We start from the raw sequence: 14,373 nt of genomic DNA, 5'->3' as shown, positions 1-14,373 counted from the left end.
GGGCAGTTACGGAGTCGTCACGGTGTCGTGACATCGTCACGATGTCGTGCGGCGCTCGAGGCGCGTCGCGTCGAGGATCCGGCTCGCCAGCTCCTCGATCGAGCAGCGCGTCGCGTCGATGAAGGGGATGTCGAGGCGCTCGAATAGCGACTGCGCCTGACGGACTTCGAAGCTCACCTGGCGGGGCGAGGCGTAGCGGCGGCCGATCCCGCGCTCGCTTCGCAACTCCCCCAGTCGCCGGGGCTCGATCGTGAGCCCGTAGATCTTGTCACGGTGCGGCGAGAGGGCGGACGGGACGCGCCGCTCCTCCAGGTCGCTTCCCGCGAGAGGGTAATTCGCGGCGAACACGCCGTACTGGAGGGCGAGATACAGACAGGTCGGGGTCTTTCCCGATCTCGACACGCCGGTCAGGACGAGGTCCGCCCGGTCGTATCCCTGCGCGTTCGAACCGTCGTCGTGGGACAGCGCGAAGTTCATCGCCTCTATGCGGCGGTCGTATTCCCGGTAGTTCTGAATCCCGTGCGACACGCCCATCGCGTGCTGCGACTTCTGCCCGAATTCCTTCTCGAGCGGGGCGAGGAAGGAGTCGAAGAAGTCGAGGAAGAGGGCGTCCGTCCGTCCCACGATGTCGCGCACGGCGGCCCGCACGTCCTCTTTCACGAGCGTGCTGAAGACGATGGGCGGCGACCCCTGCGCCCTCGCGGCGGCGTTGATGTTCCGGGCCGCCCGTTTCGCCTTGTCGACGGTGGAGACGAATGGTACGGTGACTTTCGTGAAGTCGAGGGCGTCGAACTGCGCGATCAGGCTCTGGCCGAGCGTCTCGGCCGTGACGCCCGAATGGTCGGAGACGAAGAAAACCGTTCGCTGGGTCATCGTACGCTGATTCTCCGGCTTAAGTTCGCCTGAGACAACCTTTCAGGGTCGCCGGGAGGCCGGGGTTGGGAGTCGCCGTGTCCGGGTATATCGCGCCATTCGAGTCGATCGGACTCGCCGATCTCGATTCGGTCGGGGGAAAGAACGCCTCGCTCGGCGAGATGATCTCCCATCTCTCGGCCGCCGGAGTGGAGGTTCCCGGCGGCTTTGCGATCACGGCCCGCGCCTACCGCGACTTCCTCTCGGGCGGCCTCGGAGACCGCATCCACGCCGTGCTCGACGCGCTGGATGTCGAGGATCTGGGGGCGCTCGCCGGCGCGGGCTCGGAGATCCGGAGCTGGATCGCCGACACGCCGCTTCCGTCGGCGCTCGCCGCCCGGATCGAGGCCGCCTACCGCGAACTCGGCGCGGGCGGCGACGCCTCCGGCGGGGACGTTTCCGTTGCGGTGCGGTCTTCCGCCACGGCCGAGGACCTGCCGGAAGCCTCGTTCGCGGGACAGCAGGACACGCTCCTCAACGTCCGCGGCGCGGAGGCGGTCCTCGCGGCGGTCCACGAGGTCTACGGTTCGCTGTTCACCGACCGCGCGATCGCCTACCGCGTCCACCAGGGGTTCGCGCATCGCGACGTCGCGCTCTCGGTCGGCATCCAGCGCATGGTGCGCGCGGACAAGGGATCGAGCGGCGTGCTGTTCACGCTGGACACCGAGTCGGGATTCCGGGACGTCGTGTTCATCACGAGCGCCTACGGTCTCGGCGAAACGGTCGTGCAGGGGGGCGTGAACCCGGACGAGTTCTACGTCTACAAGCCCGCCCTGCGCGCGGGCCGCCACGCCATCCTCCGGCGAAACCTGGGCGGCAAGGCGATCAAGCTCGTCTACGCGGGCGCCGGGGCCGGGAGCCGGAGCGCGGCGGGCCGGGACCCGGCGGCCGCCTCGGTCGAGACCGTCGATGTTCCCGAGGAAGACCGGAACCGATTCTCGCTCTCGGACGATGAGGTGCACGAACTGGCCCGCCAGGCGCTCCTCATCGAGGACCACTACGGGCGCCCCATGGACATCGAGTGGGCTCGGGACGGCGTCGACGGCGGTCTGCGGATCCTGCAGGCGCGCCCGGAGACCGTGCAGAGCCGCTCGGGCGGCGTGATCTCCCGCTTCACGCTCAAGGAACGGGGCCGGGTGCTCGCCGAGGGGCGCAGCATCGGCGGACGGATCGGGGGCGGCCCGGCGCGCGTCATCGCGTCCGCCTCCGAAATGGGACGCTTCCGGCGCGGCGATGTGCTCGTCACCGACATGACGGACCCGGACTGGGAACCGATGATGAAGCTGTCCGCCGCCATCGTCACGAATCGCGGCGGCCGAACCTGCCACGCCGCGATCATCGCGCGGGAACTCGGCATTCCCGCCGTCGTGGGTTGCGGCGACGCGACGGTGCAACTCGCCGACGCGGGGGACGTGACGGTGTCCTGCGCCGAGGGCGACGCGGGGTACGTCTACCGGGGGATGCTCGACTTCGAGGAGGGAGAGATTCGACTCGGCGCGATGCCGGAGATCCCGCTCAAGATCATGCTCAACGTGGGGAACCCGGACCGGGCGTTCGACTTCGCCTCGATCCCGAACCACGGGGTGGGGCTCGCCAGGCTCGAGTTCATCATCAACCGCATGATCGGCGTCCATCCGCAGGCCCTGCTCGACTTCGACGACCTGCCGGCCGAACTCCAGCAGGAAATCCGCACCCAGCACGCGGGCTACGCCGATCCCGTCGAGTTCTACGTCGAGAAGCTCACCGAGGGGATCTCCACCATCGCCGCGGCCTTCGCCCCCGAGCCCGTCATCGTGCGCCTGTCCGACTTCAAGTCGAACGAATACGCGGACCTCATCGGGGGCCGGAGGTACGAGCCGTACGAGGAGAACCCGATGCTCGGCTTCCGCGGCGCGTCCCGCTACGTATCGGAGAGCTTCCGTCCCGCGTTCGAACTCGAATGTCGCGCGCTGCGGCGGGTTCGCCGGGGGATCGGGCTCGACAACGTGTGGGTGATGGTCCCCTTCGTCCGCACCGTGGCCGAGGCCCGGGCCGTCGTCGACCTCCTCGCGGAGAACGGCCTCGCCCGGGGGGAGGACGGGCTGCGGCTCATCATGATGTGCGAGCTGCCCTCGAACGCCCTCCTCGCCGACGAGTTCCTCGAACACTTCGACGGGATGTCGATCGGGTCGAACGACATGACGCAGCTCACCCTCGGCCTCGACCGCGATTCCGGGTTGATCGCCGACCTGTTCGACGAGCGCGACGCCGCGGTGAAGGCGACGCTCTCGATGGCGATCCGCGCCTGTGCGAAGGCGGGCAAGTACATCGGGATCTGCGGGCAGGGACCGTCCGACCATCCCGACCTCGCGCGCTGGCTGGTGGAGGAGGGGATCGAGAGCATGTCGCTCAACCCCGACACCGCCGTCGAGACGTGGATGTTCCTCGCCGGGGAGGAAGTCTGACGACGGTGGACGGAGACACGGGGGCGCCGGGGGCCGGCGGAACGGGGCTCGCGCGCCAACTCGGACTGTGGGGGCTGGCGGCCACGGGGATCTGCTCGATGCTGGGCGCCGGGATCAACGTCGTTCCCGTCATGATCCAGCGCAGCGTCCCGGCGATCGGGGACAACGTGCTCCCGGCGTTCGCGTTCGGCGCCTTCCCGGCCGTCCTCGCGGGTCTCGCCTACGCGATTCTCGCCTCCGCCATGCCGCGGGCGGGGGGCAGCTACGTCTTCGCGAGCCGCGCGCTCGGCCCGTACTGGGGCTTCGTGGCGAGCTTCTCGCAGTGGTTCGGCCTCTCCATCGTCATCGGGGTCGTCTCCTATCTCGTCGTCCCGTTCCTGCGCGACATCGCGGGCGCGCTCGGCATGGCGGGAGTGGCCGGCGCGCTCGACACCGGCCCGGTCCGGGTGGGGCTCGCGCTCGCGATGCTGTGGGCGTTCGCGTGGGTGAACCTGCGCGGCCTCAAGGCCTACGAACGCACCGTCGTGCCGCTCATGGTCGTGATGTTCGCCCTCGGCGCGATCGTCATCGTGGCCGGATTCTCGTTCGACCAGGCCGACTTCGCGGCGGCGCTGCTCGCGAGGGAAGGCGTGGAGGTGCCGGCCGCCGCGCCTCCGCCGCTCGGCCCGGCCGGCTTTCTCGCCGCTGCCGGCCTCCTCTTCGCCAGCTTCGTCGGCTTCGATGCGATCGCGCAGGCGGGCGGCGAGGCGCGGAACCCGAACCGCGCGCTCCCGCTGGCGATCGGCCTCGCCGTCTTCATCGTGGGCGCCTACTACCTCCTCTTCACGGCCGCCGTCTATCACACGGTCCCGTGGGAGTTCGTGTGGGCGCGGGCGCAGGAACAGGACCTGACGGCCCCGGGGCTGCTCGGCTACGTGCTCCCGTCGTGGTGGACGGTGCTCATCGTGGCGGGGGCCGCGATCGCCCTCATCAACGACCTGCCCGCGATGATCCTCTCCGTCTCGCGCCTTGTCTTCGCCTGGGCCGAGGACGGCATCTTTCCGTCGGGCCTCGCCCGGGTCCACTCGGCGTCGCGCACGCCGCAGGCGGCCGTCCTCCTGTCGACCGCGCTGGCCTCGGTGGCGATCCTGGGCAGCGAGATCGCGGGAGACTTCTTCCTCGGCGTCGACATCATGGTCACGTCGATGCTCGTCAACTTCATCCTCATGTGCCTCTCCGTGCTCGTCCTCCCGCGGCGGAACCCGGCGATCGCCGCAGACTTCCGCGTGCTCCGCGGCCCGGTTCCGCGAACGTGCGTGTGCGTGGCGGGGATCGCGCTCCTGGGGGCGTTTCTCGTGACGCACACCTGGAAGGATCTGACGGCGGATGTTGCGGGGTGGTACTTCCGCTCCACTCCGCTCTGGATCGGCGTCATGGCGCTGGGGTCGCTCATCTACATCCGCAAGATGAGAACGCTGCGGGCCTCCGGGGCGGACATCGACCGCCTCTTCCGCGAGTTGCCGCCTGAGTAGGCCGGAACGCCGGGAACTGGCTCCCGGCCTGGAGATCTCCCGCGTGTTGACCGGGTTGTGGCAGATCGCCGACCTGGAGCGCGAGGGCCCGATCGACATCGACCGGGCGGCCGCCGCGATGGACGCTTATGCCGCGGCCGGCTTCACGACGTTCGACATGGCGGACCACTACGGTTCGGCCGAGGAAGTCGCGGGTGCGTGCGCGTCCCGGGCTCGAGACGGAGACCTCCAGCTCCTCACCAAGTGGACGCCCGCGCCGGGCGCGCACACGCCGGCCACGGTGCGGGCGGCCGTCCGGCGCTCCCTGGACCGGCTCCGGACGGACGCGATCGACCTCCTCCAGTTCCACGCCTGGCGCTACGCGGATCCGAGCTGGCTCGACTGCCTGTTCGCCCTCCAGGAGCTGAAGGACGAAGGACGGATCCGGCACCTCGGCCTCACGAACTTCGACGCCGTCCATCTCGACATGGTGCTCAACAGCGGGATCGAGGTGGTCTCGAACCAGGTTTCCTTCTCACTCCTCGACGGGCGCGCGGCCGGCGCCATGACGGACGTCTGTCTGAGGCACGGGGTGCAACTCCTCGCGTACGGGACGCTGGCGGGCGGACTCCTGACCGAGCGCTGGCTGGACGCCCCGGACCCGGGCCCCGACGGAGTGGAGACGTGGTCGCAGATGAAGTACCGCCGCTTCGTCGAGGCGGCGGGCGGCTGGGATCGGCTGCAGACGCTCCTCGGGGCAATGCGGGTGGTGGCGGCGAAGCACGGCGTCTCGATGGCGAACGTCGCGGCGCGCGCCATCCTCGACCGGCCCGCGGTGGCGGGCGTGATCATCGGCGCCCGGCTGGGGCGAAGCGAACACATCGCCGACAACCTGCGCCTTTCGTCGCTGAAGCTCGATGCGGAAGACCGGGAGAAGCTGGCGGCGGCGCGCGGCGCGCTGGATCCCGTTCCGGGAGACTGCGGGGATGAGTACCGGCGGCCTCCCTACCTGACGGCGGCGGGCGATCTCAGCGATCACCTGGACGAACTTCCGCCGCCGTATCCCGTCCGGACCGGGACCGGCGGCCGGGCGCGAGCAGGCTCCGGCACGGTGTGGGAGGATCTCGCCGGCTACAGCCGGGCGGTGCGGACGGGCGACCACATCGCGGTCTCCGGGACGACGGCCACGCACGGGGATCGCCTTGTCGGCGGCGACGATCCCGCCTCGCAGACGCACTTCGTGATCGACAAGATCGAGGGTGCGATCGAATCGCTGGGCGGACGCCTCGAGGACGTGGTCCGGACCCGGATCTTCGTGCCGGAACTGGCGGACTGGGAGCCGGTAGCCCGCGCGCACGGCCATCGTTTCGGCGGCATCCGGCCCGCCAACACGCTGGTCCAGGCGGGTCTCATCGGGTCGGGATACCGGGTCGAGATCGAAGCCGAGGCCCGTGTCGGGAGGCGGACATGACGAAGAGGCGCAGACACATCGGCGGGATCGTCCGGGTGGCCCTGGTCTGGGCGTTCGGCGGGGCGCTCGTCGGCGCGGTAATCGAGATCCTCGCCGACACGCTGCCGGGGGGACTCCCCATGTCGTCCCTCGTCGACATTTGGCCTCCGGTGCTCGCGATCCTCGGCTTCATCGCCGGCGCGCTGGTCGCCTTGGCGTTCGGCGTGTCGGAACGCTCGATGCTGAAGACGCTCCGCTCCGTCGTTCGCTTCAGGAAGTTCGAACTGAGTCCCGTCGCGCGCCGGCTCGGCCGCTGCGCGAGCGTCGAGGACCTGCGGGACGTCGCGCGGCGCCGGCTCCCGCGCGGCGTGTTCGGCTACATCGACGGCGCGGCGGAGGATGAGCGCACGCAGGCGCGGAACTGCAACGCCTTCCACCGCATCGAGTTCCGGCCCCGCGTCCTGCGGGATGTGACGAATGTGGACCCCGGCGCGACGGTCCTCGGCAGGCGCCAGCCGCTGCCGCTCATCCTCGCTCCCACCGGGTTCAGCCGCATCGCGGATTCGGAGGGCGAACTCGCCGTGGCCCGGGCCGCGGCGCGCGCGGGGATCACCTACAGCCTGTCGACGCTCGGCACGCGCTCGATCGAGGAGGTGGCCGCCGTCAGTTCCGGCCCCAGGTGGTTCCAGGTCTACGTGTGGAAGGACCGCGGCCTGGTCGCGGAACTCGTCGAGCGGGCCCGCGAGTCCGGCTACGAGGCGCTCCTCCTCACCGTCGACGTCGCGGTGCTCGGGCGGCGCGAGCGCGACGTCCGCTACGGCTTCACGCTCCCCCCCCGGTTGGGGCTCGACACGCTCGTCGACGGGATCCGGAAACCGGGCTGGACATGGGACTTCCTCACCTCCGAGCCGATCATCTTCTCGAGCGCCGTCCGCCGGGACGCGGCGGGCGGGACGGGGGGCGTCGACGCCATGGGCCTTGCGCAGTACGTGAACGAGCAGTTCGATCCGAAGCTGGCCTGGGATGATGTGGACTGGCTGCGCTCGATCTGGGACGGCCCCATCGTCATCAAGGGCATCCAGACGGTGGAGGACGCCGTCCTCGCGGCGGACGCGGGCGTCGAGGGGATCGTGATCTCGAACCACGGCGGGCGGCAACTGGACGACGCGCCGCCGACGCTCGAGTTGCTGCAACCTGTCGCCGAGGCGGTCGGGGACCGGCTCGATGTTCTCATCGACGGCGGGGTCCGCCGCGGAAGCGACATCGCGAAGGCCGTCGCGCTCGGGGCGAAGGCCTGTCTGGCGGGCCGCGCGTACTTTTACGCGCTGGGCGCGGGCGGCGAGCGGGGCGTGGACCTCGTCCTCAAGTGGTTCGACGAGGGGTTCCGGCGCACGATGGCGCTTCTGGGCGCCCGAACCGTGGACGAGATCACCCCCGAATCGGTGCGCTGGCGCGACCGCTGAACGGGCGCGCGCCGCTTGCCACACAGCGGGTTTCGGGCTTAGCGTGTTATGCGGATACATCTTTTAATACGCCGACAGTTTCGCCCACAGTTCCGCCGATGTTTCGCCCAGAGCGAACTGCCTGAAAAAGCGGTCCCGATGCCCGGACACGAAGCGTACAAAGCGATGGCGATCCGCACGGTTGGCGCGGCCCTGACGCTGGCTCTCGCGGTCCCCGCGAGCCTTCCCGCCCAGGACGGCCAGGCTTCGACCGTTGCGGCCGTGGCCGGGGCCGCCGCTCAGCCCGGCGTGGGTTCGGCCGCGGAGTTCCGGCATGCAGCCGCGTCGATCGATCCCAACGACATCGTTCAGGGGGTCTGCACGAACTGCCACAACAGCCGGCGCCTGGCGGGGAACCTCACCCTCGAATCGTTCGATGTGGACGCCGCGGACGCGCAGGCGGAGACGGCCGAGAAGATGATCCGCAAGCTGCGCGCCGGCATGATGCCGCCGCCCGGCGTGCGCCGTCCGCCGGAGGAGGAACTCCTCGAACTCGTCGAGACGCTCGAGGCCATCGTCGATGACGCCGCGGCCCGGAACCCGAACCCCGGCGGCCGCACCTTCCAGCGGCTCAACCGGCCCGAGTACGAGCGCGCGGTTCGCGACCTGCTGGGGCTCGAGGTCGACGCGGGGAAGTGGCTCCCCAACGACCAGATGAGCGCCAACTTCGACAATATCGCCGACGTGCAGGCGCTCTCGCCGACGCTCCTCGACGCCTACCTGAACGCGGCGGCCGAGATCAGCCGCATGGCGGTGGGCGACCGCAACGCCCCGGCGGTCAACACGACGTACAAGAACTCGCAGTACGTGTCGCAGCACCCGTGGGACCACGTGGAGGGAGCCCCGTTCGGGACGCGCGGCGGGATGGTCGTGGAGCACACGTTCCCGGCCGACGGCGAGTACACCTTCTCGCTCGTGTTCACCTCCGGCGCGAACTCCCGCATGGAGGATGTCGACGTCTCGATCGACGGCGAGCGGGTCGCGCTCCTCCACTACACGCGGCGCGGCGGCGGCGCGGATGACCGCGGCTTCACGCCGGTCGGGACGGAGCCGATCTTCGTCCGCGCCGGACAGCACCGCGTTTCCGCGGCCTTCGTCCGGCGGCAGGAGGGGCCGTACGAGGATCTCATCCGGCCGCACGTGTGGTCCAACGCCGGCGGCGGTTCGGGCGGGGGCGGGATCACAACGCTGCCGCACCTGCAGGACGTCATCATCGGGGGGCCGCACAACCCGACCGGCGTGTCCGAGTCGCCGATCCGCCAGCGCATCTTCACCTGCCGTCCGACGTCGCTCGAAGAGGAGCGGCCCTGCGCCCGCGGCATCCTCACCGACCTTGCCCGCAGCGCCTACCGCCGCCCGCTCGAACCGAGCGAGGTCGACGGCCTGATGACCTTCTACGACATGGGCGTCGAGCAGGGCGGCTTCGAGATCGGTGTGCGCATGGCCCTCGAGGCGGTCCTCGCGAGCCCCTTCTTCGTCCTCCGGCTCGAGCGGGAGCCCGACGGCGTCAGGAGCGGAGAGGCCTACGCCCTGGAAGACATCGACCTCGCCTCGCGGCTCTCGTTCTTCCTCTGGGGCCTTCCGCCCGACGAGGAACTGCGGGCGGTCGCGGTCGAGGGACGGCTCTCGAATCCGGACGAACTGGAGCGGCAGGCGCGCCGCATGCTCGCCGACCCCCGCTCCGAGGCGCTGAGTTCGCGCTTCGTGTCGCAGTGGCTGCGGCTGCAGGATCTCTACAAGGTCCGCCCCGACCCCAACTTCTTCCCGAACTTCGACGAGAACCTCGCCGACGCGATGAAGCTGGAGACGGAACTCCTCTTCCAGAGCCTCATCCGCGAAGACCGGAGCCTGCTCGACTTCTTCCGGGCCGACTACACGTTCGTTAACGAGCGCCTTGCCCAGCACTACGGGTTCGAGAGCGTGGCGGGGCGGGATTTCCAGCGCGTGAACTATCCCGACGACGAGCGCGTCGGGATCCTGGGCCACGGCAGCGTCCTCGTTCTGACGTCGCTCGCCAACCGCACGTCGCCGGTGCTGCGGGGCAAGTGGGTGATGGAGGTCCTGCTCGGCACGCCGCCCCCGCCGCCCCCGCCGGGCGTGCCGGATCTGGACGAAACGGAAGAGTCGCTGGACGGCCGGTTGCTCACGACGCGCGAGCGGATGGAGATGCACCGGGCGAGTCCGGCGTGCCGCTCCTGCCACCGGTTCATGGACCCGATCGGCCTCGCGCTCGACAACTTCGACGTGACCGGAAAGTGGCGCCTGCGCGAGAACGGGATGCCGCTCGACACGCGCGGCGATTTCTACGACGGGACGCCGGTCCAGACGCCGCCCGAACTGGTCGACGCGCTCCTCGAACGCCCGCTGCCGTTGCTCCGGAACTTCACGGAGAACCTGGCCGCCTACGCGCTCGGCCGCCGCGTCGAGTACTACGACCAGCCCTGGATCCGGTCGATCGTGGAGGATGCGGAGGAGGACGACTACAGGCTTTCGTCGCTGATCATGGGTGTCGTGAACGGCGATGCGTTCAAGATGAAGCGGGCCATGCCCGCGACCGCGGTAGAAGAGGAAGTTTCGGAGGAAGTTTCGGGAGACCGCCGCTAGACGGCCCGCACGGCCGGGCGACGGTCCGACGTTCCGAGAGGGAGAACATGGAATTCATCACCGGACAGCACCTGCCTCGCAGGACCTTCGTTCGAGGCGTCGGGGCCACGCTGGCCCTGCCGTTCCTCGACGCGATGGTTCCGGCGGGCCGTCTGTGGGGATCGACCAGCGCGAAGGGCCTGACCGAGGGGACGGGAACCCGGTTCATCGCGATCGAGGAAGTGCACGGGCTCGCGGGCTGCAACCGCGAGCACGGCGCAACGAAGTTCCTCTTCGCGCCGGAGAAGGCGGGACGCGGCTTCGAGATCATCGATGAGAGCGCGCTCGTCTCGCTGCGCCCGTACCGCGAGCACCTGACGATCATCAGCAACACGGACGTGCGGAACGCCGAGGCGTTCACGCCGCCCGAGATCGGCGGGGACCACTTCCGTTCGAGCGCCGTGTTCCTGACGCAGTCGCACCCGAAGCAGACGCAGGGGTCCGACATCTTCTGCGGAACCTCGATGGACCAGATCTACGCCCAGCGCTTCGGCCAGGAAACGCCGATGCCGTCGATGCAGTTCTGCATCGAAAACCTCGATCAGGCGGGCGGCTGCACGTACAACTACTCGTGCGCGTACACCGATTCGCTGAGTTGGGCGTCGCCGACCGAACCGCTGCCCATGATCCGCGATCCGCGGGTCGCCTTCGACCTTCTGTTCGGCGCGGGCGGGAGCGAGGCGGAGCGGGCGGCGCGGCGAGCCACGCGGCGCAGCATCCTCGACTGGATCTCGGGCGAGATTTCCTCCGTTCAGCGGACTCTCGGCGCGGAGGATGCGCGCCGCATGGACCAGTACCTGACCAACGTCCGCGAACTGGAGCGCCGGATTCAGATGGTCGAGGGGCGGAACTCGAGCGGCGAGGAACGCGCCCTGCCGGAGGCGCCGGCGGGCGTACCCGATTCGTTCACCGAGCACATGCAGATGATGTTCGACATCCAGGTGCTCGCGCTCGAGACCGACATGACGCGCGTGATCTCGTTCAAGACGGGGCGCGACGCGCAGAACCGGGTCTTCCCGGACAGCGAGTCGGATCGGCCCTTCCACCCGGCCTCCCACCACGGGAACCGGGAGGAAGCGGTGCTGGAGTTCAACAGGATCAACCAGTTCCGCGTGGGTCAGCTCCCGTACCTCATCGACAAGCTCAAGAACACGATGCACGGCGAGTCGAGCCTGCTCGACCAGAGCGTGGTGCTGTGGGGTTCGCCGATGGCCGATGCGAACCTGCACAACCACCGGCGGGCGCCGCTCTTCATGCTCGGCCACGGCAACGGGATGCTCGAAGGCGACCTGCACATCAAGGCGCCGGACGGAACGCCGATGGCGAACGCGATGCTCTCGGTCCTGCACGGACTCGGCGTCGACGACATGCACGAGTTCGGCGACAGCACCGGCCCGATGTCGCTCAACCAGGCCGACCCGGTCACGACGGACGCGGGGAACTGATCGTGCGCGCGGGCAGGCTCCGGCACGCGTTCGCGGTCCTCTGCGCGGCCGTCCTCGTTTCGGCGGGGACACCGCCGCATTCGCCACCCGACGCGCCACCCGATTCGCCCGTCGCCAACGCCGCCATGCGCGGCGAAGTCGAGACGGTGCGGGAACTCCTGCGCCAGGGGCTGGACGTCAATGCCGCGCAGGGCGACGGGATGACGGCGCTCCACTGGGCCGCCGACAGGGGCGACGCGGAACTCGCGGACATGCTCATCTACGCCGGCGCCGACGTGGCGGCCGTGACGCGGATCGGGCAGTACACGCCGCTCCACCTCGCGGCGCGCCGTGGCTCGGCGGAGATTCTCGCCAGCCTCGTCGGGGCGGGTTCGGACGCGACGGCCGTGACCGCGAACAGCGGCGCCACGCCGCTCCATCTCGCCGCCGCGTCCGGGAACCCCGACGCGATCCGGGTGCTGCTCGACGCGGGCGCGGATCCCGATGCGGTCGAGGCCGAGTGGGGCCAGACGCCCCTCGTGTTCGCCGCGGCCGGCAACCGGGCCGCCGCGATCCGCGTCCTGTTGGAGGGCGGCGCGAACCCCGACCTCACGGCGCTCGTCATCGACATCATCGAGCAGGAAAAGCTGGACCGCCTCGCGCGGCAGCGTGAGACGGAGGTGCTCGAAGCCTTCACCGGAGAGGGCGACGAGGCGCGCACGCCGACGCCCGGCGAGCTTCAGGCCGCGGTGCGTGCGGGACGCGAGATCTACGCCGAGGGCCTTCCCGAGGAAGAGGAGGAGGAAGAGGAGGACGAGAGCGACTTCAGCCGCCTTTTCCTGCCGCCGGTCGAGAAGATCGGCGGCCTGACGCCGCTCCTGCACGCGGTCCGCCAGGGGTATGTGGAGTCGGTCATCGCCCTCCTCGATGGAGGAGCGGACATCGACGTGGTGAGCGCGGCGGACGGGACGAGCCCGCTCGTGATGGCCGCGATCAACGGCCAGTTCGACCTGGTGCTCCTGCTGCTCGAGCGGGGCGCGGACCCGAACATCGCCGCCGAACTCAACGGCGTGTCGCCGCTGTGGGCGGTCCTCAACGCCCGCTGGCAGCCGCGCACCCGGTTCCCGCAGCCGCAGGAACGTCCGCTCCAGAGCGCGAACTACCTGGAGGTGGCGCGCGCGCTGCTCGACGCCGGCGCGGACCCCGACCATCGGATCACGCGCCATCCGTGGTACATGGTGTACACGGGCTGCGGCAACCGGAACTGCGGCCTCGTCGACACCAACGGCGCCACCGCCTTCTGGCGCGCCGCCTACGCGACGGACGTCGAGGCGATGCAGCTCCTGGTCGAGTACGGGGCCGACCCGAACATCCCGACCAAGGCGCCCCCCCGGCGCCAGCGTCTCTCCCCGGACGAGTTCCTGCGGCAACAGGCGCTGAACGCGCTGCGCGACTCCTCCTACGCCGAACTCCCGCCGGAAGAGCGCCTCAAGCTGCTCCAGGACATCCGGGAGCAGTTGCCCGAGGAGGAGCAGGGAGAGTTCCCGGACAAGGATCTCGACAATCTCACCGAAGACGTGCGGTCGAAGCTGATCGCGGCCGCCGAGGCGGCGGACCAGGCGCGGGCGAACGCCCCGGATGCGTCCGGGCTGCCCCCGGTGCCCCCGGGCGGGCCGGGAGTGATGCCCATCCACGCGGCCTCCGGCGTCGGCTACGGCGAAGGGTTCGCGGGCAACGCGCACCGCCACACGCCCGACGGCTGGCTGCCGGCGGTGAAGTACCTCATCGAGGAACTCGGCGCCGACGTGAACGTCCGCGACCACAACGGCTACACGGCGCTGCACAACGCGGCCTCGCGCGGCGACGACGAGATGATCCTCTATCTCGTGGAGGTGGGTGGGGACGTCACGGTCGTCAGCCGCCGCGGCCAGACGACGGCCGACATGGCGAACGGCCCCGTGCAGCGCGTCTCGCCCTTCCCGGAGACCGTTGCGCTTCTGGAGAGCCTGGGCTCTCACAACAACAACAACTGCCTGACCTGCTGACCGGCGGGTACCCGAACCAACCACAAACCACCATCCAGAACACGGAGAATCATGGCCAAGTACATGTTCCGCACGAGCTACACGCAATCGGGTCTGAAGGGTCTGATCGCCGAGGGTGGCACCGGCCGCCGGGAAGCGCTTCGCCAGACGGTGGAGAGCGCGGGCGGCACACTGGAAGGCTTCTACTACGCCTTCGGTGACGACGACCTCCTCCTCATCGCGGATCTTCCCGACGAGCAGGCTGCCTTGACGCTGTCGCTGAACATCGCCGCAGCCGGGGCGCTCACCGTCTCCGTGACCGTGCTGATCGACCCCGAGACGGTGGACGAGGCCGTCGCGAAGGGTGTCTCCTACCGCCCGCCGGGAGCCTGACGCCGCGGACAAGCCCCCTCGCCGTGACCTTTCGGGTCCGGCGAGGGTCTAGCTCCCAGAGCCGTCCACATGACCTGTGACCTCCGGGAGT

General features: G+C 69.8%; 9 protein-coding genes. 8 read left to right on the top strand and 1 reads right to left on the bottom strand.

The window, feature by feature from the left end; genetic code table 11:
- Nucleotides 1–36 precede the first annotated feature (36 nt).
- Nucleotides 37–873, bottom strand: a complete 837-nt coding sequence (locus ACOGXI_RS07585; protein WP_419938264.1) for a pyruvate, water dikinase regulatory protein — start codon at nt 871–873, stop codon at nt 37–39.
- 77 nt (nt 874–950) lie between these two features.
- On the opposite strand from ACOGXI_RS07585, the gene ppsA reads away from it, so the two are divergent.
- The 8 genes from ppsA (at nt 951) to ACOGXI_RS07545 (ending at nt 14,282) form a co-directional block, all read left to right on the top strand.
- Nucleotides 951–3,356 (top strand): phosphoenolpyruvate synthase, encoded by a 2,406-nt coding sequence (gene ppsA, locus ACOGXI_RS07580; RefSeq protein ID WP_419938263.1) that lies wholly within the window; start codon nt 951–953, stop codon nt 3,354–3,356.
- 5 nt (nt 3,357–3,361) lie between these two features.
- Nucleotides 3,362–4,867: an APC family permease gene (locus ACOGXI_RS07575; protein WP_419938262.1), complete on the top strand. Its 1,506-nt coding sequence runs from the start codon at nt 3,362–3,364 to the stop codon at nt 4,865–4,867.
- Nucleotides 4,868–4,910: 43 nt separating this feature from the next.
- A complete protein-coding gene (locus tag ACOGXI_RS07570; RefSeq protein WP_419938261.1) occupies nt 4,911–6,317 on the top strand; it encodes an aldo/keto reductase in 1,407 nt (468 codons plus the stop codon).
- Nucleotides 6,314–7,759 (top strand): alpha-hydroxy acid oxidase, encoded by a 1,446-nt coding sequence (locus ACOGXI_RS07565; RefSeq protein WP_419938260.1) that lies wholly within the window; start codon nt 6,314–6,316, stop codon nt 7,757–7,759. The genes ACOGXI_RS07570 and ACOGXI_RS07565 overlap by 4 nt, the downstream gene beginning before the upstream one ends.
- 165 nt (nt 7,760–7,924) lie before the next feature.
- Nucleotides 7,925–10,402, top strand: coding sequence for a DUF1592 domain-containing protein (locus tag ACOGXI_RS07560; protein WP_419938259.1), 2,478 nt, complete (start codon nt 7,925–7,927; stop codon nt 10,400–10,402).
- A 47-nt stretch (nt 10,403–10,449) separates the two neighbouring features.
- Nucleotides 10,450–11,886 (top strand): DUF1552 domain-containing protein, encoded by a 1,437-nt coding sequence (locus ACOGXI_RS07555; protein WP_419938258.1) that lies wholly within the window; start codon nt 10,450–10,452, stop codon nt 11,884–11,886.
- Between the two features lie 2 nt (nt 11,887–11,888).
- Nucleotides 11,889–13,910 carry an ankyrin repeat domain-containing protein gene (locus ACOGXI_RS07550; RefSeq protein WP_419938257.1) on the top strand — a complete coding sequence of 674 codons (2,022 nt, stop codon included), beginning with the start codon at nt 11,889–11,891 and terminating at the stop codon, nt 13,908–13,910.
- 51 nt (nt 13,911–13,961) lie between these two features.
- Nucleotides 13,962–14,282, top strand: a complete 321-nt coding sequence (locus ACOGXI_RS07545) for a GYD domain-containing protein (protein ID WP_419938256.1) — start codon at nt 13,962–13,964, stop codon at nt 14,280–14,282.
- The last annotated feature ends 91 nt before the right edge of the window (nt 14,283–14,373 follow it).

Origin of the sequence: Candidatus Palauibacter sp., assembly GCF_965208055.1 — a bacterium.
Taxonomy (GTDB): domain Bacteria; phylum Gemmatimonadota; class Gemmatimonadetes; order Palauibacterales; family Palauibacteraceae; genus Palauibacter.
The sequence above is the reverse complement of the archived record's forward strand: the minus strand, read 5'-3'. Positions and strand labels throughout refer to the sequence as shown.